This is a genomic window from Pandoraea sp., from assembly GCF_004297875.1.
Lineage (GTDB): Bacteria > Pseudomonadota > Gammaproteobacteria > Burkholderiales > Burkholderiaceae > Pandoraea.
Map to the genome: position 1 here is coordinate 1 of NZ_SCSK01000019.1, position 22,111 is coordinate 22,111.

The 22,111-nt window shown below is 63.0% G+C and carries 19 protein-coding genes; 10 read left to right on the plus strand and 9 right to left on the minus strand.

Annotated features, from left to right (window positions below; translation table 11 throughout):
• Positions 1-381: 381 nt before the first annotated feature.
• The 6 genes from EPN80_RS06005 to EPN80_RS06030 form a co-directional block, all read right to left on the minus strand.
• Entirely contained in the window at positions 382-1,038 is a 657-nt protein-coding gene (locus EPN80_RS06005; protein WP_293024785.1) for a response regulator transcription factor, read from the minus strand.
• Entirely contained in the window at positions 1,035-3,059 is a 2,025-nt protein-coding gene (locus tag EPN80_RS06010) for a PAS domain S-box protein (RefSeq protein ID WP_293024787.1), read from the minus strand. Before EPN80_RS06010 ends, EPN80_RS06005 begins: the two co-directional genes overlap by 4 nt.
• A 127-nt stretch (positions 3,060-3,186) precedes the next feature.
• Complete coding sequence (locus tag EPN80_RS06015) at positions 3,187-4,458, minus strand: MgtC/SapB family protein (protein ID WP_293024789.1); 1,272 nt, start codon at positions 4,456-4,458, stop codon at positions 3,187-3,189.
• A gap of 70 nt (positions 4,459-4,528) precedes the next feature.
• The gene (locus EPN80_RS06020) at positions 4,529-5,368 is read right to left on the minus strand and encodes a universal stress protein (RefSeq protein WP_293024791.1); all 840 of its coding nucleotides are present in this window, start codon (positions 5,366-5,368) and stop codon (positions 4,529-4,531) included.
• Positions 5,369-5,385: 17 nt separating this feature from the next.
• The gene (locus EPN80_RS06025; RefSeq protein ID WP_293024793.1) at positions 5,386-5,865 is read right to left on the minus strand and encodes a universal stress protein; all 480 of its coding nucleotides are present in this window, start codon (positions 5,863-5,865) and stop codon (positions 5,386-5,388) included.
• Between the two features lie 51 nt (positions 5,866-5,916).
• Positions 5,917-6,567, minus strand: a complete 651-nt coding sequence (locus EPN80_RS06030) for a BON domain-containing protein (protein WP_293024795.1) — start codon at positions 6,565-6,567, stop codon at positions 5,917-5,919.
• 301 nt (positions 6,568-6,868) lie between these two features.
• Between EPN80_RS06030 and EPN80_RS06035 the strand changes: the two genes are divergently transcribed.
• The 3 genes from EPN80_RS06035 (at position 6,869) to EPN80_RS06045 (ending at position 9,944) form a co-directional block, all read left to right on the plus strand.
• Positions 6,869-8,431: a thymidine phosphorylase gene (locus tag EPN80_RS06035; protein WP_293024797.1), complete on the plus strand. Its 1,563-nt coding sequence runs from the start codon at positions 6,869-6,871 to the stop codon at positions 8,429-8,431.
• A gap of 50 nt (positions 8,432-8,481) precedes the next feature.
• Positions 8,482-9,225 (plus strand): acetoacetyl-CoA reductase, encoded by a 744-nt coding sequence (phbB, locus tag EPN80_RS06040; RefSeq protein WP_293024799.1) that lies wholly within the window; start codon positions 8,482-8,484, stop codon positions 9,223-9,225.
• Positions 9,226-9,398: 173 nt separating this feature from the next.
• Positions 9,399-9,944, plus strand: coding sequence for a phasin family protein (locus EPN80_RS06045; RefSeq protein WP_293024801.1), 546 nt, complete (start codon positions 9,399-9,401; stop codon positions 9,942-9,944).
• Positions 9,945-10,262: 318 nt separating this feature from the next.
• Here the strand turns inward: EPN80_RS06045 and EPN80_RS06050 are convergent, their stop codons facing one another.
• On the minus strand, positions 10,263-10,913 hold the full coding sequence (locus EPN80_RS06050; protein WP_293024817.1) for a BON domain-containing protein: 651 nt from the start codon (positions 10,911-10,913) through the stop codon (positions 10,263-10,265).
• 232 nt (positions 10,914-11,145) lie between these two features.
• Between EPN80_RS06050 and EPN80_RS06055 the strand changes: the two genes are divergently transcribed.
• The 3 genes from EPN80_RS06055 to EPN80_RS06065 all read left to right on the plus strand — a co-directional run bounded on the left by EPN80_RS06055 (position 11,146) and on the right by EPN80_RS06065 (position 13,439).
• A complete protein-coding gene (locus tag EPN80_RS06055; RefSeq protein ID WP_293024803.1) occupies positions 11,146-11,445 on the plus strand; it encodes a DUF1488 domain-containing protein in 300 nt (99 codons plus the stop codon).
• 17 nt (positions 11,446-11,462) lie between these two features.
• Positions 11,463-12,449 (plus strand): zinc-dependent alcohol dehydrogenase family protein, encoded by a 987-nt coding sequence (locus EPN80_RS06060; protein WP_293024805.1) that lies wholly within the window; start codon positions 11,463-11,465, stop codon positions 12,447-12,449.
• A 156-nt stretch (positions 12,450-12,605) separates the two neighbouring features.
• Positions 12,606-13,439, plus strand: coding sequence for a universal stress protein (locus EPN80_RS06065; RefSeq protein WP_293024807.1), 834 nt, complete (start codon positions 12,606-12,608; stop codon positions 13,437-13,439).
• Positions 13,440-13,537: 98 nt separating this feature from the next.
• On the opposite strand, the gene EPN80_RS06070 is transcribed toward EPN80_RS06065, so the two are convergent.
• The gene (locus tag EPN80_RS06070; protein WP_293024818.1) at positions 13,538-14,575 is read right to left on the minus strand and encodes a zinc-dependent alcohol dehydrogenase family protein; all 1,038 of its coding nucleotides are present in this window, start codon (positions 14,573-14,575) and stop codon (positions 13,538-13,540) included.
• A 271-nt stretch (positions 14,576-14,846) separates the two neighbouring features.
• Here EPN80_RS06070 and EPN80_RS06075 point away from each other — a divergent pair, with 271 nt between their 5' ends.
• Together EPN80_RS06075 and EPN80_RS06080 are read left to right on the plus strand one after the other, a co-directional pair.
• A complete protein-coding gene (locus EPN80_RS06075) occupies positions 14,847-15,236 on the plus strand; it encodes an HPF/RaiA family ribosome-associated protein (RefSeq protein WP_293024809.1) in 390 nt (129 codons plus the stop codon).
• 3 nt (positions 15,237-15,239) lie between these two features.
• Positions 15,240-15,575 (plus strand): hypothetical protein, encoded by a 336-nt coding sequence (locus EPN80_RS06080; RefSeq protein WP_293024811.1) that lies wholly within the window; start codon positions 15,240-15,242, stop codon positions 15,573-15,575.
• Positions 15,576-15,732: 157 nt separating this feature from the next.
• Here EPN80_RS06080 and EPN80_RS06085 read toward each other — a convergent pair whose 3' ends face one another.
• The gene (locus EPN80_RS06085) at positions 15,733-16,752 is read right to left on the minus strand and encodes a UPF0149 family protein (RefSeq protein WP_293024813.1); all 1,020 of its coding nucleotides are present in this window, start codon (positions 16,750-16,752) and stop codon (positions 15,733-15,735) included.
• A 312-nt stretch (positions 16,753-17,064) separates the two neighbouring features.
• Here EPN80_RS06085 and EPN80_RS06090 point away from each other — a divergent pair, with 312 nt between their 5' ends.
• The gene (locus EPN80_RS06090) at positions 17,065-18,744 is read left to right on the plus strand and encodes a phage integrase family protein (RefSeq protein ID WP_293024820.1); all 1,680 of its coding nucleotides are present in this window, start codon (positions 17,065-17,067) and stop codon (positions 18,742-18,744) included.
• Positions 18,741-21,722, plus strand: coding sequence for a Tn3 family transposase (locus EPN80_RS06095; RefSeq protein ID WP_293024815.1), 2,982 nt, complete (start codon positions 18,741-18,743; stop codon positions 21,720-21,722). The genes EPN80_RS06090 and EPN80_RS06095 overlap by 4 nt, the downstream gene beginning before the upstream one ends.
• Positions 21,723-22,111: the final 389 nt, after the last annotated feature.

Below are 22,111 nucleotides of genomic sequence, written 5' to 3' on the forward strand. Positions count from 1 at the left end.
GTGACCGAGACCGTCATGTCACTCACCGGACGTCGCTCCAACATTCTTCGGCTGGAATAAGCCGATTAATGTTCACAATGTGGAACGACGGAATTTTCTGGGGTTCCGGCGTAGATCCCCAGTATCGGCAAAGCCCGCCGCGAAATCCATTGGCAAGCGGCCCGATTAGCTATCGGTTCAGGACTACAGAGGTAGGCCGATGACTACGACGCAAGGATGACCCACCGGCGCGGGCCCGTCCCTGGCAAAGTGTTGAAAGGCTGCTGCACGCGCCTGACTCGGTGTCGGTCGGTGCCCGGAATCCTTGCACATAACGCATATGCTCCGGTTCCTGCGCGCTGGTCCGATTCAGACCCGTTGGCCACGTTTTTCGACGCTGCGCTAGGCGGAGGGCTCGCCGTCGTCGTTGAGGAAGTGGTGACGGATCGCGTACTGCACCAGCTCTGTCTGGTTCTGCAGTTGCAGCTTCTGGAACACGCGCGCCTTATAGGTGCTGACGGTCTTGGCGCTGACGCATAGCTGATCGGCGATTTCGGAGATGCTGCGGCCCTCGGCCAATTGCAGGAACACCGCGAATTCCCGGTCGGAGAGTTGGCGGTGCGGCGATTCGTCGCTATTGCTGCTGCGGAAATCGAGTGCGATTTTCTCGGCAATGGCCAGGCTCATATACGCGCCGCCCGCCGCGACCTTGCGCACCGCGGCCACCAGTTCGGTCGGCGCGCTTTCCTTGGTCAAGTAACCGGCCGCGCCAGCCTTGAGCACGCGTACCGCATATTGCTGCTCGCCGTGCATGGTCAGCACCAGGATCGGCACTTTGGGGAATTCTTCCTTGATCTGCTTGATCAATTCGATGCCGCTGCGGCCCGGCATCGACATGTCGAGCAGCAGCACATCCCAGCGCTCGCGGCGCATCTGCGCAATCACCTCCGTGCCGTTGGCCGCTTCGCCGCCGACGCTCAGGCCCTCGGCCATGCCGAGAATCTGCTTCAAGCCTTCGCGGATCAGCGCGTGGTCGTCGGCGATCAGGATGCGTGTCATTGCGGCGCCCCGGTCGATACGCGCGTGTTGCCTTCGCCCGCTCTCGGCAGGATGATCTCGAGCCGAAATCCTTCGCCGGGCACGCTGTAGACATGCATTTCTCCTCCCAGCATTCTGGCGCGCTCACGAATGCCGATCAAACCGAACGACTTCGGCTTGCTCAACTGGTCGGTCCCGGCGCCGCGCCCATTGTCCTGCACGCGCACGTGCCAGGCTCGGGCGTCGCAACTGACGGCGATCGTCACGAGCGAGGCCTTGGCGTGGCGCGCCACGTTGGTCAGCGCCTCCTGTACGATGCGGAACAGCGCCGTCGCGGTATCCTCGTCGAGATCGGTGGGGTCATCATGCACCCGCAACTCCGTCTTGATCCCGTAGCGCGTGGCAAAGTCGTTGGCCAGCCACTCCAGCGCCGGTATCAGGCCCAGGTCGTCCAGCATGACGGGGCGCAGGTCGGCGGCGATGCGCCGGACTTCGCTGACGGTCGCGGCGATCAACTCGTGCATCGCCGCCGTGCGCTCGCGCAACGCCTTCGCATCGGGCGGCAGCATGACATCGAGCATCGACAGGTCCATCTTCAGGGCGGTCAGACGCTGCCCCAGATCGTCGTGCAGTTCGCGCGCGATGTGCATCTTTTCTTCTTCGCGAATGCTTTGGATGCGGGCCGAGAGCCTTGCCAGTTCATTGCGCGAGGCCTGCAACGCCTGCTCGGCCTGCTGCCGGTCGGTGATGTCGCGCAGCAGCACCGTATAGAGCTTGCCCTGGGCATCGTGGTTTTGCGAGATCGAGGCCTCGACCGGGAATTCGTCGCCGTTGGCGCGCAAGCCCCACAGGGGCCGGCCCGGCCCCATTTGCCGCTCGGAGACGCCGGTCTTGCCGAAGTTTTCGATATGCCGCTCGTGAAAGCCCCGGAAGCGCTCCGGAATGAAGCGGTTCAGCGGCGTGCCGATTGCCTCCATGGCGGAGCATTGGAATATCCGTTCGGCCATCGGATTGAAAATGACGATATTTTGCTGCTCGTCGACGGTGATGACCGCCTCCATCGCCGACTGGATGATGCCGTAAAGGCGCGACTCGTTTTGGCGCAGATCGGCCGACATGCGCTGCGCGGTGAGGCCGACGTCGATGCGCATGCGGGCAAGCGAGAGCAGGCTCCAGAGCAGCAGCAGCGAGAGCGCCACGCCACCGATCAGCACACTGCGTGCCCAGCCGATCCCCTGCGTCGCATCGAAATTGCCGTTGGCCGTGTAGATCAGCAGCAGCGAGCGGCCGTCGACCGCAATTTTCTCGTTGCGACTCAATGAGGTCGCCTGATCCTCGAGGCTGTCGCGCGAGCCTTGCCGGCTGTCGAAGAGCGTTACCGGCGGTGAGCTGGTCACATCCTGGACGGTGAGATCAATGTCGCGCAGCAAATCGGGCGCGGCGGCCGCCAGCAATGCGTCGAGGCGAATCACGGCGTATACATAACCGCCGACCACCGGTCGCGCGGCCGGGCCCGCCAGGGACGCCGCGCCGGCGGGATACACAGGCATCGCCAGACGCATGATCGGCCGGTTCGTCGCGCCGCCGGCGTCCGGAGTCGGCGGCAGCATCAGCAAGGCATCCGGCGCCGCCTCTCGAGGCAGCATCCCGGCATCGCGCAGCGGCTGGCCCAACAGTCTGGCGTTGTCGCCGTTATAGGGAAAGATCGCGCTGACCGCGATTTGGCCGGGCGCTCCCACCTGGGCAAACGCCAGCGTTTCCAGGCCGGGCAATGACCCATCCAGCCCCAGACTGCGATCGTAGGCCTGCCAAGCATCCTGTGTGGGCCGGGTCGATCCCGCGCGAATCGCCGCAGCGCGCAGCGCTTGTCGATAGTCGCCCAGCACGTGGCGAAAGCTGCGGGTGATCAGAATGGTTTGCCCGTAGAAATGCCGCTGCGCGCTTCGATGCTCGCTGCCGCGCATGCCCAGCCAGATCGAGGTCGTGCCAAGCAGCGACACTCCAAATACCAGCCAGGCGATCGGGATGGGCCAGCGAATCAATAATTTGTGCAACCCCGAGGAGTTCGGCGCTGGCGACGTCGTTTTAGGCATTGCTTGGGGGGCGGGGATTCAAACCGCTGTCATTTCAGCATGTTTTACTGAAGTTGGCTACTGTTACCGGGCTCGCTTATCTCGTCCAGTAACTTACACCCAAACCCAGCCAGGCGGCCAGTGCCACCAGTAACAGCCCCGGCAACACCTGCCGCGCGAAGCGGCGGTCGCCGCTGATCGCGGCGGCGACGCATTTCGATAGGGTGTTGCTCGAAAAACCCGCCAGGATCGGCACGGCTGCCGCGGCAACGCCGAGCTTGCCGTCGGCCGCCATCGACGCGACCGTGGCCGCCACCGAGTGCGCATCGGTGAAGCCGCCCGCGGCCGACGCGAAGAGTACGCCGCGGCTGCCGAACCACGCCGCCAGAGCCCCGGAGAGCAGCATGATGAGCGCCATCGTGGCGGACAGGAGCATGGCTTTGCGCACATCGAGCGCCCCACCAGGTTCCAGGCGAACCTCCTGTTGCGGCGCGGCGGCCGGCTCGTCAGGCGCCGGCCAGACGATCGAAGCGCCGGCGTAGGCTACCGAGGCCAGGGTGGCCAGCCCCAGTGGCCATGCCAGCGCTGCCAGCGTGGGCAGGTCGATAACTGCGATGACTGCGGTCAACTGGCATGTGGTTGCCACCGTCGACAGGACAGCACCGGTCGCCGCCGGCCGTGACTGCGACGGATGTGCGAGCGCGTGCGAGCCCATCGCGCTGATCGTTGCCACGCTCGATACCATGCCGGAGAACAACCCGGTCAATGGCAGGCCCAGACGCGGTCCGGCCATGCGCTGAATCATGCGACCCAATAACCCGGTGGCCATCATCAGTACCGCGAAACGCCAGATATTGCGCGGATTGAGCGCGCCAAAGGGATCGATCGGATGATTGGGCAGCAGCGGCATGACCACCAGCACCGCCGCGCCAAGAATCAGGACGTTATTCAATTCGTCTTCGCTGAGCACCCGCGAGACGAAATGATGCAGTTGCCCCCGCGCCGCCAACACGATTGCCACGCAAACCGCCAGGCCGGCCGCGAGCGCGCCCTGGCGCGCGGCCAGCGCACCGAGCAGGCATGTCAGCAGCAACGCGAATTCGGTCGTCAGGCCCGGATCTTCGTGCGTTTGCTTGACATAGGCAGCTGTCAGCAGGCTCGCCATCGCGACGATCAGCGCCACCAGCAATATGCCGCCATCGAGCAGCATCGCCAACGTGCCGAGCAGGGCGGCAAGGGTAAAAGTGCGAATCCCTGCCGGTCCCCGCGTGGGTCCCGCGCCCTTGCGGCGCTCGCGTTCGGCGCCGATCAGCAGACCGATCCCGATCGCCGTCGCGAGTGCCGTCAGCGTGTCGCCGATCGAAACCATGCCTGCCCCCATGGGCCGCCGCGAGCGGGCGTTACGGGCCGATGCCGTGCATGGCTGTGCTGAGCGTGACTCAATGCGACATCAAGGTCGGCACGGTCATGCTTTGCAGCAGGGTCCGCGTGACGCCGCCCAGCACAAGTTCCTGAATGCGCGAGTGGCCATAGCCCCCCATCACGATCAGATTCGCGCCGACGTCTGCCGCGCGCGACAGCAATAGATCGCCGATCTTGACATCGTTATTGCCCGACGAAGCGCTGACCTCGACATTCACGCCGTGGCGTGCGAAGTACGTGGCGACATCGGCGCCGGGCAATGCGCCATAGTCACGCGCGCTGCGATTGGGGTTGATGCTCATGACTGTCACGCGCTTGGCCTGCTGGAGCAGCGGCAGGGCGTCGGTCCCGGCGCGGGCGGCTTCGCGCCCGACGTCCCAGGCAAACAGGATATTTTCGAAGTGGTGGGGTACCTGGCCCGCATACGGCACGACCAGTACCGGCCGGCCTCCATCGAGCACGATGCGCTCGATGAAATTTTCCGCCACGAAGGTTTCGTCGTCGCGCTCGTCGCGCTGGCCGACGATCACCAGATCGGCATACCGTGCTTGCACCGGTGCGACGTCGTTGGCAAATTCCTGTGGCGCCCGCCATTCGGCGCTCACGCCGTAGCGCCTGGTGACCTCGTCGAACATCGTCCTGGCCTCTTTCTCGCGCCTGTCGTGCGATTGCGCCAGTTTGTCGGCAACTTCCTGCAGGTCGCCACGCGCCATATACGGAAATCCGATCGGCAGGAAGGCCAGATACAGGCCGATCAGATGCGCTTGATTGGCCAGCGCCATATCGGCCGCCAACTCGACGCGCGCCTGGCAACGCTCGCTGTTATCGATATGAACCAGAATTGTTTTGTAACTCATGAGAAAACTCCGTGAGGTTAGGCCGGTTGCGCGGTTGACTTCGATTCATCGGAACGCACCAGCAGGACCGGGCAGTCCGCGATGCGCACCAGATGCTCCGCGACGCTGCCCAGAAAGAAGCGTCTGGCGCCGCGCCGGCCGTGCGTGCCGAGCACGATGACATCGGCCTGCCATGCATCGCTGGCGCTCTTTATCGCGCCCGGTATGTCGCCGCCAAGCTCGCGCAGGTCGAGCAATTTCGTTTGCGCGGTGATGCCGTGATCCTGCAGTTCGCGCTGGGCCGATGCGAGCATTTGTTTGCCCTCCTCGAGCAACGCGCTGCGAATCGCCTCGATTTCGCTGTAACCGCCGTAGACGGTCGGGAACGATACGACCGGGTCCTCGACCACCGTCACCACGCGCACCGTCGTGCCCGGGCGGGCGATGCGGCGTACCTCCTGGAGAGCCTGGAGCGATGTCGAACTGCCGTCGATTGGGAGCAGAATACGTTGATACATGATGTTTCCCGTCAAATAAAAAGGAAATAGTCGGACGTTGCCGGGGCACGCCTACTCGAGCGTCAGGTGATCGAACACCGCGGTCACGCCGGGCGCGCTCCATGCGGCCCGCTCGGCCGCATGGCGCTCGGCGACCGAATGCACTTTGCCGCTCAGGGTGACGGTGCCGCCCGATATCGCCACGTCGATGCGTCCGGCTTCGCGTTGCGCCTGGCGCTGCAGCGCGGCGTCGATCTTGTGTTTGACGTCGTCCGGCACCACGCGCGGCTTGACCGCGATCAGGTTGGTCACGCCAGTGACGCCGCGCAAGGACTTGAGCGCCTGCGCCGCGACGAATTTCTGATAGGGCCAGTCGACTTCGCCGGTCAGCGTGAGCCATCCGTTTTCGACCTTCAGGCCGATCATGCCGGCCGGCAGGCTCGTATGCCAGGCCAAGGCAGACAGCGCGGCGGCCGCAATGTCGGTGTCGCTGCGCCGACTGTCGACGGGCAGCTTGACGGTGATCTCGACAATCACCGCCTTGACACCCGAGACGCGCTGCGCGGCGCGCTCGGCCGCATGTTTTTCGACGAAACTGGCGACGTGGCCGGCCAGCGTAACGATGCCGTTTTTCACTTCGACGCCAATCTCCGTGGCGTTGACCGAGGGCTCCCAGGCGAGCTCTTCCATCACATCCTGCTGCAATTGGGCATCCGTTTTCATTTCGTCCTCCATCCTCGCGATCCCGCGAGTTGGTTACCTGCCGCCGGCACGCTCGTGCTCGGCAAGGCCTGACTGCTTGAGCCCCACTATATGCGCGAGCGCGGCAAGGCAGGGGGGAATCCGCAGCAGGCTTGACGAATATCAACCCGCGCCCGGCTCCCCGGGGCGGGCCGCCGCGAGGCCGCGCCCCGCCCGGATCGATGACCTAGATCAAGCGCCGCGCGAGCGTCGCTCAGTACGCTATATCCATCTGTCTGAATTGCCGTCCGTGGGCATTTTCCCGACTTCCGTCATGAACATCATGAACGACCCTGACCAATGCATTGCGATACCGGGCGCGGCACCGTTGCCGGGCCCGAACGCCGGCTCGCATCGGCTGCCGGTGCGTCTGCTCGGGATCGACACGGATCGCGAGGCAGTGGTCTACATGCGGCGCGAGGCGATCGTTTGCCAGGCCGAGGGGTTCGCTGCGCAAACGCGCGTGGCGGTGAGCAGCGGCGCGCGCCGCATCGCCGCCCGGCTTCGCCTGGTCAGCGGCCATTGGCTCGAGGAAAACACCGTTGGCCTGAGCTGCCGCGCACGCGACCTGCTGGCGGTCGACGAAGGTGATTGGGTCGAGCTCGAACATTTGCCGGCTGTCGAATCGTTCGACCCGGTGCGGGCCAAACTGACGGGCCAGCCGTTCGCCGACGGCCAGCTCGCCGAGATCATGCACGACGTTGCCAGCGGCCGTTACGCGGATATTCATATTGCATCGTTGCTATCGGCCTGCGCCGGCGGGCGCATGGAGGTCGGCGAAATCATCGCGCTGACGCTCGCCATGGCGCAAACCGGACAGCGCCTGCAATGGCCAACGCCGGTCGTGCTGGATAAATACCGCATCGGCGGGATGGCCGGCAACTGCACGACTCCGATCATCGTTGCGATCGTCAGTGCACATGGCCTGACGATGCCGAAAACGTCGTCGCGGGCGATCACCTCGCCGGCCGGTACGGCCGACACGATGGAAACCATGGCACCCGTCGATCTCGATTTGGCGCGCATGCGCCGCGTCGTCGACGAAGTCGGCGGCTGCGTCGTATGGAGCGACACGGTCGGCCTGTGTCCGGCCGACGACGCACTGATCGACGTCGAACGTTCGCTGGAGCTGAGCAGCGACGCCCGCTGGATCGCCTCGATCCTGTCGAAGGCGCTGGCGGGCGGGGGGACTCACGTCGTGGTTGATGTACCTGTGGGACAAGCCGCCGAGATTCGGTCACGGGACATGGCGGTGCGCCTGATCGCCCAACTCGGCGCCGTCGGCGGCGCGCTGGGGATCCAGGTTTTCCCGCAGATTGCCGACGGCAGCCAACCTGCCGGGCGAGGACTCGGACCGGCGCTGGAGGCTCGCGATGTCCTGTCGGTACTGCAGGGCGCGCCGGACGCGCCGGTCGATTTGACCGATCGCGCCGTGGCGATCGCCGGCACGTTGCTCGAACTGGGTGGAAGGGCAGTGGTCGGCGCGGGTGCCGGACTGGCCCGCAAAACCCTGAATGCCGGCTTGGCCTGGCAGCAGTTCCAGCGCATCTGCGACGCGCAGGGCGGCATGCGTGAACCGCGTTGCGGCCGCTATTCACGTACCGTGAGCGCGGCGCGCGCCGGGCGGGTTTCCCATATCGACAATCGCTGTCTGAACCGCATTGCCAAAGCGGCCGGCGCGCCAGCCGCACCCGGCGCCGGCATGACCTTCGTCGCGCCGCTGGGCACGCTGGTGGCCCCCGGCGATCCGCTATTCACGATTTATGCACAAAGCGCGGGGGAATTGTCATATGCGCTGGCCTATGCTCAACAGCATCCTCAGGTCATCGCCATCGAAGCGGCTTGAGGCGATGCGACGGCACGGCCCATTTCCCTCTCATCAAGGAGCACTTCATCATGGTTCAACGTATCGCAGTGGTTACCGGCGGCATGGGCGGGCTGGGCGAGGCAATCAGCCTGCGCCTGGCCGATGCTGGCATTTCGGTGGCAGTGACCTATTCGCCGCACAACACGCAGCCGGACGCTTGGCTTGCCGCCATGGAAGCCAAGGGCAAGCACTTTCGCGCATATCAGGTCGACGTGGCCGACTACGCGTCGTGCCAGCAATGCGCGCAAAGGATACTGGCCGAGCTCGGCACCGTCGATATTCTGATCAATAACGCCGGTATCACGCGTGACCTGACCGTCAAGAAAATGCAAAAGCCCGATTGGGACGCGGTGTTGCGCACCAACCTGGATTCCGTATTCAATATGACCAAACCCTTTTGCGAGGGGATGGCGCAACGCGGCTGGGGGCGCGTCGTCAATATTTCCTCCGTCAACGGCAGCCGCGGCGCCTTCGGGCAAGCCAATTACGCGGCAGCCAAGGCGGGCATGCACGGTTTTACCAAAGCACTCGCGCTGGAACTCGCCAGGCACGGCGTGACGGTCAATACCGTATCGCCTGGTTACCTGGCAACCAAAATGGTGACCGCGGTGCCCCAGGAAATTCTCGAAACGAAGATCATCCCGCAGATTCCGGTCGGCCGGCTCGGCAAGCCCGCCGAGGTCGCAGCGCTGATCGCCTTCCTGGTCTCGGACGACGCGGCGTTCGTCACCGGTGCGAATCTTGCGATCAACGGTGGCATGCATATGCAGTAAGCCATTCGCACAGTGAAGTCGCATCACGGCGATTCTTTTGACTTTCATCAAATGTACGCGCAGATTAGCAACTATTCTGGTCCGGTCAATTGAATTTGCTGGTTTTTCCATTCTTGGGCAGTCGGCCTGCGTCACCGCGTAAGCGCCGTGCGGTCCACATCAGGAGAGATATCATGACTATGGATGCAAACATCGGCGTCGCGTTATGTAAAGTCAATACCGGCCTGGGCCTGAACGCGCGCAAGATCATGCTGGAGAACATCGAACGCCTGCGTGCGCTGCAGCTCAAAGCGGACGGCGAGCTGCTGGAGGCCACCCGCAAGGCATCCGAGGCGCTCGGCAAGGCCGACGACATCAGCGGGTTGATCGCCTGTCAGAATCAGATCGTCAAGGATCAGCTGGCGCTGCAAAGCCAGTATTGGCGCGATATGTTCGCTACGGTCAGCGAAAGCCAGGCCGCGCTTTTCGACAGCCTGAAAGACCTGTCCAGCCAGTGGCAAAAGAGCTGCGCCGAGGCAATCGGCCAGGGCAGCTTGCCCAGCAGCCAGGAAATGCCGCTGCAGAACTGGATCAAGTCGATGACCGATGCCGCCACGGCGACCTTTGACTCGGTCTCCAATGCAACGCGCCAAGCGGTCGAAACGGCCAATGTGAACCTGATGGCGTCGCACGCCGACGCCATCAAGTCGGGCAATTCAAAAAGGGCGACCGGACGGTAGGTCGACGGCGGCTGGCCGCCATGCCTGCTGCGAATCGCCGGGCCGCCAACGTGACGGCCGGCCCGCCGCAAGGCATGGTCTGAACAGGGATTCGGGGTTGGCACGTGCCGGCGCCCGCCTGACGGCGGCGCCGGCTTTTTTGTACGCGGACAGGCAAAAAAAGCCCGCCGAAGCGGGCAAAACTACCATTGTCATCCGCACAGGAGCGGGGCGATGCACCCAGTGCGGTTAACAAATTCAGCATAAAGCGGTGGTACGGCGGCATTTTTGACTTTAGTCAATGGAACCGCACGGGATTCGGCCACACGCTCGCGCGACTTACTCCAGCACCAGGTGATCGATGACCGCCGTCACACCGGGCGAACCCCACGCAACGCCCTTGGCCGCCTCGCGTTCGGCTGCCGATTGCACCTTGCCTGACAGCGTAACGGTGCCCTCGTTGACCGACACGACGATCTGCCTGGCCTCCCGGTGCGCGCGACGCTCGAAGGCCGCATGAATTTTCTGCTGCAAGTCGGACGGGGCCACATAGGACTTGAGCGTGACCATGTTGCTCACGCCGTTGACGCCCTTGAGATAACGCACCGCGCGCTCGGCCGCGGCCCGCTGGTAGGCCCAGTCGACCTGCCCGGACAGCGTGACCCAACCGTTATCGACATTGATCTTGATGCGTTCATCGGGCACGTTGGTATGCCAGGCTAGCGCATCGACGGCCGCCTTGGCGATGTCGGCATCCGCGCGCACGTGGGAAATCGGCAATTTCACGTCGATTTCGTTGGCCACCGCCTTGACACCCGCGATGCGCTCGGCCGCGCGTTCAGCCGCATGTTTTTCGGCAAAGCTGTTCACGTGCCCCGTCAGCATGGCCACGCTCTGATTGACTTCGACGCCGATCTGCCTGGCGTCGATCGAAGGATCCCAGTCGATCTCGTCGCGAATCTCCTGGCGCAGTTGTGCATCGCTTTTCATCATGATCAATCTCCATTGGGCAAATACGTCCACATCAACGCATCTGCTCAATATATGCGCCGCGCCGGGCAAGCGGCTTGATGCACGTCAAGCCGCTCGGCGCAGAGTCCTGCGAAGCGCCAGGGGGACTTGTCGGTGCACATTGACTATGATCAAAAGGGGCGGTGACCGCGCGGCCGATAATTTGTCGACGAGCGGTTGATTGTCATTTCCGCCGTCAACCGGAGGCCATATGAAGATTCAGTTTCCGCCGGACGAGCCGACCTACAATTGCGAAGACATGACTATCGAGTTTGTCGCCAAAATCGACGGCCACCCGGTGACATGCGCAGTCACTGCCGAGGCGCTCGAAGACCACTTCGGGGCGGCTTCGGTGCGCGTCGATGACTTGCTGCAGGCATTTCGCACCGGGCGCGCGCGCATCGATGATCTCGCGCGGCACTATCTCACGATGGACGTCGGTGCGCCGGTCATCCTGCGCAGCGGACATTTCCGCTGGAAAAACGCCCAGCCGCGCGAGCGCGACGCTTAGTCGCAGCGTACAAGATCATGCGAGCGATGCTGTTCGACGGCCGCAGCCCGGTGCTGCGGCTGACTGAGTTGAGTGACCCGCTGCCCGGCGCCGGGCAACTGCTGCTCGATGTGCGCGCCTGCGGCGTTTGCCGCACCGATCTGCACATTGTCGATGGCGAACTGAATCAGCCAAAGCTGCCGCTGATTCCCGGTCACGAGGTCGTCGGCACAGTGGCTGCCATCGGTCAGGGTGTGAGCGGCTTCGAGCTGGGCGAGCGCGTCGGCGTGCCATGGCTGGCGCACACTTGCGGTCACTGCCGCTATTGCCTCGAAGGCGCAGAGAATCTTTGCGATCATGCGGAGTTCACCGGTTACACGGTCAACGGCGGCTACGCGACCCGTGCGGTGGCCGACGCCCATTACTGCTTTCATCTGCCGCAGCGTTATACCGATTTGACCGCCGCGCCGCTCCTGTGCGCCGGCCTGATCGGCTATCGCACGTTGCGCATGGCGGGTGACCCGCGCAACGTCGGACTCTACGGCTTTGGCGCGGCCGCGCACATCATCGCTCAAATTGCCCGGCACGAGGGACGCCAGGTATTTGCCTTCACCCGCCCCGGCGACAGCGCCGCGCAGATGCTGGCGCGGCGTCTGGGCGCGGCATGGGCCGGCGGCAGCGACCAGGCGCCGCCGCAGGCACTGGACGCCGCGTTGCTGTTCGCACCGGTCGGCGCGCTGGTGCCGCTCGCGCTCGGTCATGTCAGAAAGGGCGGCATCGTCGTGTGCGGCGGCATTCACATGAGCGACATCCCGGCCTTTGCCTACGAACGCCTGTGGGGCGAACGGCGCATTTGCTCAGTAGCCAACCTGACCCGGGCCGACGGTCTCGCGCTGATGCGCGTGGCCGCTCGGATACCGCTCGAGATCGAGGCAACCGGCTATGCGTTGAGCCACGCCAACGAGGCGCTGAATGACCTGCGTGCGGGGCGCGTCACCGGCGCCGCGGTATTGCAGATGACTTGAGACGGCTTCCCGCGGCAGCAAGCATGCCGCGCTGCCATGGCGGCTGCGGGTGAAATTACCGCGCTTGACACAGATCATGGCAAACCTTGCGGCATCAGCGATCATTCAACAGACGGGCAGTCTTTTGCCCGACCTGCCCAAGTTACGAGATCTGCCATGCTGTACAAAAATATTTGCGTTCATCTGGATGACAGTCCCCATTGTCAGCAACGGCTGGCTTTGGCGGTGAAACTTGCAGCGCAGCATGACGCGCGCCTCACCGGCCTTTATATCGTGCCTCCGGTACGCGAGGTCGTGTTCGCGGCCGACATGGCCGTGGCGCTGCCGCCCGGCCCGTCGGGCGCGGGCCATATGGCGCAGCATGAGGCCAGCGTGAAGGAGCGATTCATTGCGCAATGCGAGCGCGTTGACGTGCGTCATACCTGGATCACCCCCGAAGGGATTGCCGTGCAAGCGGCATTGCGCGCAGCGCGCAACGCCGATTTGCTGATCGCGCGCCAATACGACCCGGATGACACGCATGCCGGGCTCGACCTGAACGCGCTCGAGACATTGGTCTTTTCGTCCGGCGTGCCGGTATTGATCGTCCCGACCAGGGTCACGCTGCCCGAACACCTGGATCGTGTGCTGATTGCCTGGAACGACAGCCGTGAAGCGCGGCGCGCGGTCACCGACGCGTTGCCGCTGCTGCTGTGCGCGTCGGCAGTGACGATCCTGGAAATCAACCGGCCCGAGATGACAGGCGAATCTTCGGCCGATGGCCTGGCCGGCTTGCTGGCGTGCCACCAGATCACCGCCCAGACCAGCCGCTTCGACGAAGACACCGACAGCAGCGACGGCGTGCTGCTGCTCTCCCAGGCCGAGGAACTGAAGGCCGATCTGGTGGTCATGGGCGCATATGGCCACGGTCGCCTGCGCGAACTGATGCTGGGCGGCGTCACGCGCACCATGCTGCGCTACATGACGACGCCGATCTTCGTATCGCACTGAAGACTGACCGGCGCGCCGGCATTCGGCCGCGCAAAAGAGAGCGCCGCGGTAACCCGCGGCGCTTTTGTTATAAGGCTGTCAGCCCCGGGGCAGGGACGTCATGGCGTGATGATCACTTTCAGCGCCTGGGTGACCGCGGCCTGGCCGAAGGTGCGATAGGCCTCGAGCGCATCATCCAGTTTGAAGCGATGGGTGATCAGCTTGAGAGGATCGAGCTTGCCGGCCTGCACGGTCTTGAGCAGCATCGGCGTGGAGGCGGTATCCACCAGACGCGTGGTGATCGCGATATTCCGGTCCCACAGCCGCTCCAGGTGCAAGTCCGCCTTGACGCCATGCACGCCGATATTGGCAATCACGCCGCCCGGCGCGATGATTTCCTCGCACAACTGAAAAGTGGCCGGCACGCCGACCGCCTCGATGGCGGTGTCAACGCCCGCGCCACCGGTCAGGCGCTGAATTTCCTTGAGCGGGTCGGATTGATCGGGGTCGATCGTTGCGCTCGCACCGAACCGGCTCGCCACCTCAAGCCGGGACGCGTCCCGGTCGATCACGATCAGTTGCGCCGGCGAGTAGAACTGGGCGGTCAACAAGGCAGCCAGCCCGATCGGCCCGGCGCCGACGATTGCCACCGTGCTACCGGGCTGCACCTTGCCATTGAGCACACCGCACTCGAAACCGGTCGGCAGGATATCGCTGAGCATGACCAATGCCTCCTCGTCAGCATTCGGCGGGATGCGATAAAGGCTGGTGTCGGCGTGGGGAATGCGGACATATTCGGCCTGCGTGCCATCGATGCGGTTGCCGAGAATCCAGCCGCCGGTCTCGCAGTGCGAGTACATGCCCTTGCGGCACGCCTCGCATTTGCCGCACGACGAAATGCACGAAATCAGGACATGGTCGCCCGGCATGAATGCGGTAACCGCGGTGCCGACCTGTTCCACGATTCCGACGCCCTCGTGTCCGAGCACGCGTCCCGGCGCGCAAGTGGGGACATCCCCTTTGAGAATGTGCAAATCGGTGCCGCAAATGGTCGTCTTGGTGACCTTGACGATCGCGTCCGTCGGAGCGTACAGCTCGGGGTGAGGACGCTCTTCCAGCGCCGGCTGGCCTGGGCCTCGATAGATCAATGCTTTCATCATGTAACCTCGTTCTCCCGGCAGGGAGCGTGTATGCGTCGAAGGGATTGCGTGACCAACTATTCGAACAGAATCGCATGCGCTGGCGCCGCTGCCTTGATAAAACGCAAATGATGCTCAGACGCGTGCGCCGGGTTGAACCCGGAATAATTGGCGTTGTTTGACCGAGGTCATAAGTAATGCTGTTGCCTTGCCCTATAAAGGAACCAGCAAGTGATGTCGATTGAATCCGCGCTTATCGCGCCAGCCCCGTCCGACCGGTTTTTCAGCCATGCTCATACCGACCCAAATCATTTTCCGCAATATTCCCAGCTCCGATGCCATCAGCGCCGAGGTGCTGAAGCAGCTCGACAAATTGCAGCGTTCCCGTCAAGAGATCCTTGGTTGCCATGTGACCATCGAAGCGCTCGACAAGCATCAGCACCAGGGCAGGCTATATCAGGTCAGGGTTCATTTGACGATGGCCAACGGCATGGCGGCGATCACGTGCGAGCACGCGGACGAGGACGCCTATGTGGCAGTGCGCGGCGCGCTCGAGGTCATATCGCGCGAATTGACGGAAAAGCAGCGCCGGGCGCGCGTGCGTTCCCGCCGGGCTGGCGCGCGGGTTCCAGCGAACGAGCAAAGCGACGTCGCAGCACTGGACATGCCCGGAGGTTGAAAGATGACGTCCATCACCCAGCACTACAAGGGCTATCTGATTCGCGCGCAGGCCAGCCTGGTCGGGCGCGGCGGGCCTCAGCGCCCGTCATATGCACGTCGTTACGTGCCCAGGGCGGTGGTGCGCTCCTGTCTCGACAAGCTGGGGCTGGGGCCGGCGCAGGACCAATGGCTGGAGATCCGTCCGCATGAAATGCCGGACGACAATCCCTACCGGGCGATGCAGCGGGCCGTGCAATACGCCCGACAGTACATCGATGCACTCGACGACGAACTGTCGGGCTTGCGCGCCAGGCAAAATGACGCGCAGCGCTGTTATTTGACGCAAAAGTCGATCTAGCGCGATGCTGCGCTCAGCATGCGGGGGCTTCCCGGCGCTCGGCGCGCCACTGCTCGATCAGTTCGAACAGGAGGGACGGCCGGGATTCGTTAAAAATCCGCCACATCCAAGCCTAACTTACTGATGTGAAAGAGAATTGGCGGGTCTTCTCGAAGACTCAGTGCTTCGTCGCGTGCGCTGGTACGTCTCCCATTACCGAGCCGATGCCATGCTCGTCAATCTCGTTGAATGCTTCGGCAAGCGCAGCGCTATCGGTTGGGAATAATTCTTCCCATACGGCGGACGTGCCGAATGAATCGATGATTTCCAGTATCCAGCCTTTGCAGCTTCCGTTTTCGGACTGGTAGATATGCACGTCGACAGAAGTGTCACCGCGAGTGACACGCGTGGAGAGTGGGGATAACTCAAGCGGGTTGAACGCGTCTTCTGTTGAAGGGTCTAGCGAACCGACGAGGAACAGCTCTTCGTACTCTTCTTCGTTTTGCTCATCCAGATTGCTACGTCCAGTCTGTCGGTTTGTCGCTGCTTTCGGCCTTGAAATCACTGAGACAATATGCGGGCGTTCGCCCCGTTCCATCAATTTCCGGCGGTCCTCGCACCAGTATCGATGGATATTGAGTACTGAGACCTTAAGCAAGTTTGGAAACGACCGGCGTTGCCCGGTCGTGTAATCGCGCTGCATCAGATCTTCGTACCCGGCGGCTGTCCCGTACAGCAGGATGACGTTGAACCAGCTGGGGTGTAGCTCCATCAGTGGTTCCCAAGCCTTCCTGTCAATGTCGATGCCTTTGCAATAGCCCTCGCACCATTCGTCGAAGATGAAGATCTCCTCACCTTTCCACTCGGTCGTGTATAGCGGAGGCTCAAACAGATCGGGACACTCGTTCAGTGTGCGGTTGATGTCATTCCAGTACTGGACGATCAATCCGGTGATCTTGCGCGCCCGCCCTGGGGACAGGAATCTGGGCTGACGGGTTGCCTGCCTGGCATCCCAAACCCACGGAAGGATCGCACTCGGCATGATCATGTTCGGACCAGAAATGATCGCCGTCAAAAAACCGTGCAGCATGACGACATCCATCGCATCGTCGCAAACGGCATCGCTCGAAAGGAACTGCTCGAGGAAATCAAGCTCCTCGTCAGTCAGCGCTTCGTCGAATTCGGGATCGGACTTCATTAACTTCCCACAGTGGTACACGGTAGAGTCGATGCCGACGGCCTGTGAAGCCGTCATTGTCGTTGATGCGAAACCTTGTGCAGCGCCTGTACGCAGGCACATCGGTGAACGTACGCGGATGGCCATATTTTACCCGATGGAGCACTGGGCAGATCGGGGCGCTGGCCAGTACAAGGATGGATTCTTAATGCAACCCTATCGCTAACCCTTATTATCGACAGGGGTACATTTTTCGATGAAACTTCCGTTTCGGGAAACGTGCGACACCTTGACGTGCCGCTCCCCGGCCATCACGTTGCCTATAATCGCCAGATGCCGAACGTACCGTTGCCCCCGTCCTTTCCTGACACCGCGTCCCTGTCCGCGCTACGCGCGTGGTACGCAGGCGTCGGCGCGCGCGCGGCGGTCGAACGTTATTGCCCGCAGGCGCTCGAAGGCGGCCGGTCTGCGCGCGGCGTGATCGGCCAGATTCGCCGGCAGATTGCCGGTTTCGCCCTCAGCCGGCATCGCGCCGATCTGGCCCGGCTGTTCCAGTGCGCGGTGGGCGAACGGTCCCGTCACCGCAAGGCTGCGACCCGGGCACTGGATATCCTGCCAACGCTTGCGATCCCGCAACCGCAGGTGAGCGATGCGGTCGATGTCTGGCTGCCAGCCCGTGTTGTCCGCATGCTGCATCAGCATGGCATCCGGTCGCTGGCTGATCTGACCGTGCGCATCCCTCGTCGGCAACGCTGGTGGCGCACGATTGCCGGACTCGGCGTGCGCAGCGCACGTCATATTGAGGCCTTCTTTGCCTCTCACCCGGCACTCACCGAGCGCGCCCGCGCGCTGATCGTGGTGGCGACGCCGGAACCCGTGGTGCCGTGGGAAAACATTCGCGTGCCACATGACGTCGATGGCTCGCGTGGCGTCTTCCGAGCTCCCAGGTCCATGTGTGCGCTCGAGGCCAACAACGACTATCAGGCGATCAGCGCCTGGCTCGAACGGCACGAAGCCGCCGAAACGCAGCGCGCCTATCGCCGGGAAGCCGAGCGCCTGCTGCTCTGGGCGATTGCCGATCGCGGCCGCGCGCTGTCTTCGCTCACGAGCGAGGATGCGACCGCTTACCGTGCCTTCTTGCGCCATCCCACACCCCGCGCCCGGTGGGTCGCGCCGGCGCGCCCGCGATCGTCGTCCGAATGGCGGCCGTTCACGGGCGCGTTGTCGCCAGATTCCATCGCCTATGCGCTCTCAGTTCTGAGTGCAATGTTTCGCTGGCTGATCGAGCAGCGCTATGTGCTCGCGAATCCGTTTGCCGGCCTCAGGGTGCGCGGCGCGCAGCGCAATGGTGAGCTGGACATCTCGCGTGCCTTTACGGCCGGAGAATGGGAGTTGATCCGCACGATTGCCGATGGCCTGGAATGGTCGCATGGCTGGGCGGTTCCCGCCGCGCAGCGTCTGCGCTTTCTGCTCGATTTCGGTTACGCGACCGGCCTGCGCGCAGGCGAACTGGTCAGCGTTACACTCGGCGGCATCATGACCGGCACGCGCGGCGAGCGGTGGCTTCACCTCACCGGTAAGGGGGCGAAGGCTGGCAAGGTGGTGCTGCCGCCGCTCGCACGATTTGCGTTGGACCAGTACCTGATGCAGCGCGGTCTGCCCGTGAGCCCCGCACGCTGGGCACCGGATACGCCGCTGCTCGGCCATCTCGATGAACCCGGCGGCATCACCACGCCGCGTCTGAGGGAGGTGCTGCGCCGGTTCCTCCGGACCGCCGCCGACGCAATTCGGGCCGACCACCCGGCACTCGCCGACAAGCTGCAGCGCGCGACGCCACACTGGCTGAGGCACACGCACGCAACGAATGCTCTCGCACAGGGCGCCACGCTGACGACCGTGCGCGACAATCTGCGTCACGCGTCGCTCACAACGACCTCGATCTACCTGAACGACGACGAAGTTCAGCGTACCCGGCAGATCGAGCATATCTTTGCGCGGCGGCAGCCAACGTGACGACTGTCCACGAGACCATCTATCCGGTGCTGCCTGCGGAGCCGGGCGCGGCGGAGCTGAAAGTGGCGTTCACGCCGAGTGCCGCGGAAATCCGCTTCGTGCGCCGCCAATCTCGGCAGGAAGCCTCCGCCGTATTGCTCATGGTGCAGTTGAAGCTGCTGCAGCGTCTCGGTTACTTCCCGATGCTCGCGGAGGTGCCGCCCGCCATTATCGATCACATCCGGACGTCGATGCGGGCCCGCATCCTGTCCCGGACGGCGATCGCACGGTATGACGTGTCGGGCACCCGTATTCGTCACCAGAGACTGCTGCGCGGCTGGCTTGACATCCGGGCGTTCGATGCGAGTGAGGGGGCGTCGCTTGCTGAACTGGCATCGGCGGAAGCCCGGACAAAGATCGAACTGCCCGATATCATCAACGTGCTGATCGAGGAACTGGTCCGGCGCCGGTATGAGTTGCCGCCACTGGCAACGCTGCAGCGCATCGCCACGCAGGCGCGCAACGATCACAACGAGGCGATCTATGGGGCCATCACCGACGCACTCGACTCAGCACTCGTCGAGCGCATCGACGCGCTTCTCGTCGTCAAGGCCGGCAAGTCCGGTTGGGACGATCTGAAACAGGAGCCGAAGCGACCCGCCGCGCGGGCGATCGCCAGCTTCCTCAAACATATCAACGGAATCAGGACACTGGCGGAAGGCTTGCCGGCGCCACCCTCGATCCTGTCTGTTAGCAAGCGAGCCCAACTGGTCACCGAAGCGCGGGCCCTGGACATCGCGGAACTGCGTTCGCTCAAGGCCGCGAAGCGTCACGCGCTTGCGGTACTGTTCATCCAGGCGCAGTTGCAGACGGCGCTTGATGACGTCGCTGAGATCTTCATCAAGGTGGTGCGCAAGCTAGAGTCCTACGCAAAGGTCCGACTGAAAAAATACCAGCTTGAACACGCCGGTATGCTGGAGGGGCTGGTCGGGCAGTCCCGGGACGTCCTGCAGATTCTCCAGGATGAGGGCGTACCGGAACCTAAGCGGTTATCGAAAATTCGCAAGGCGCTCGGCGACCCGGCCGAAGCGCTCGAGCAATGCAACGAGCACATCGCTTATGCCGGGCAGTTCGATCTGCCGTTTATGCTCGTGCCGTACCGTACCCAGCGCTCGCTGCTGTTCCAGTGCCTGGACGTGCTGCCGCTGCAATCGAGCTCGCAGGACCGCGCGGTGCTGGTCGCGCTCGCGTGGCTGCAAGGTTTCCGCAACGCGCACCGCGAATACCTGCTGCTGACCGATAACGACCTCGCGAACCTGCCGCTGGACTGGTTGCCGGAGAAGTGGGAGCGCGCGGTGTTCCCGCACGGCCGGGACAGCCGGATGCTGCACCGCCGGTTCTTCGAGCTGGGTGTCTTCAGCCAGATCATGCGGGAACTCAATTCCGGCGACCTCTATGTGGAGGGTAGCGACCGCTTCGACGATTATCGGGTGCATCAGGTTACCGACGATGAATTCCGGCGTGAACTGCCGCGCTACTGCGAGATCGTGGGCTTGCCCACGGACGGCAAGAGCTTCGCGAAGGATCTGCGAGACAGGCTGAACGCGGCGCTCGACGAGGCCGATACGAACTTCCCGGCGAATGACAGCATCGAGTTTGTCAATGAGGAACTCGTCATCCACAAGCCGGGCAAGAAGCCCGAGCCGCCGAACCGCACGCTGATCGATCAGGCCATCACGGCATCGATGCCGCAGCTAACCATCCTGGATCTCCTCACCGAAACCGAGCAGTGGCTCGACCTACATAAACTGTTTGGACCGCTATCCGGGTTTGACGCGAAGATCGATGATCCGCGCAAGCGTTTCATCACGACGCTGTTCTGCTACGGTTGCAACCTGGGGCCGAGCCAGACGGCGCGCTCGGTGAAAGGGCTCACTCGCAAGCAGGTCGCCTGGCTGAACCTGAAACACGTCACGGAGGAGCGGCTCGATAAGGCGAACGTGAAGGTGATCAACGCATACAACCAGTTCGCGTTGCCAAAATACTGGGGCAGCGGCAAGCGCGCGTCGGCCGACGGTACCAAGTGGAGCCTGTACGAGCAGAACCTGCTGTCCGAGTATCACGTTCGCTATGGGGGATACGGCGGGATCGGCTACTATCACGTATCCGACATGTACATCGCGCTGTTCAGTCACTTCATCCCGTGCGGCGTCCACGAAGCCGTCTACATCCTTGATGGACTGATCCTGAACGGCGCCGACGTCAAGCCCGATACGATCCACGGCGATACGCAGGCGCAAAGCGGTCCGGTCTTCGGTCTGTCGTACGTGGTGGGCATCAACCTAATGCCGCGCATGCGCAACATCAAGGACCTCGTGCTGTACAAGGCGGACCGGCGGCGCAAATACAAGCACATTGACAGCTTGTGCCGTCAGGCGATTGACTGGGCACTAATCGAACGTCATTATGCCGACATGATGCGCGTTGCAGTGTCGATCAAGGCAGGCAAGATGACGCCGTCGACGATCCTGCGCCGTCTCGGATCGGAGAGCACGAAAAACAAGCTCTACTTCGCATTCCGGGAGTTGGGGCGCGTGATCCGGACGCTGTTTCTGCTGAAATATCTCAATGAACCGGACCTGCGTCGCACGATTCACGCGGCGACCAACAAGAGCGAGCAGTTCAACGACTTCGCTCAGTGGCTGATGTTCGGTGGCGAAGGCGTGATAGCCGAAAACGTCCGACACGAGCAGCGCAAGGTGATCAAGTACAACCACCTCGTCGCGAACATGGTGATCCTGTACAACGTGCAGTGGATGTCGCGCAAACTGAAGGAACTGCAGGAAAAGGGGCATCCGGTCGATGCTGCGGTGCTCAAGGTGCTATCGCCGTACCGGCGCGAGCACATCAACCGGTTCGGGGACTATCTGCTGGATCTCTTGCGCTCCGTCCCACCGCTCGACCCGACGATTGATTTCGCATTCAAATCAGCAGCTTAGGCCGACATGTGGCGGATTTTTAACGAATCCCGGCCAGGCCTCGACCAGTTCCCGAAGTGGTTCTCTATGCCCGAACTGAAGAGCCGGTTGCAGTGTCGCATTCGTACTCACTTATATAAGAGGACGGTTGCCGATTGACTCGGGAACGGCATGCGCGACGTCCCAGAATGTCACTTTCGGCACGCCCTGGCCGCAGAAACGGCAACGCCACGGTTGCGACCCACGGAGAATGCGTTTCACTTGGCTGGCGAAGTCGACCTGGTCGAACGTGGGGTCTCCTCGTTTTCAGTGCAATAAGTGACGGTACGAAAAGCTAGCACTGGCGCGGAGGTGGTGTTGGTAGATCGTTGATTTCATTGACTTTCCTGTTCACTTTCAAATCTGCGATT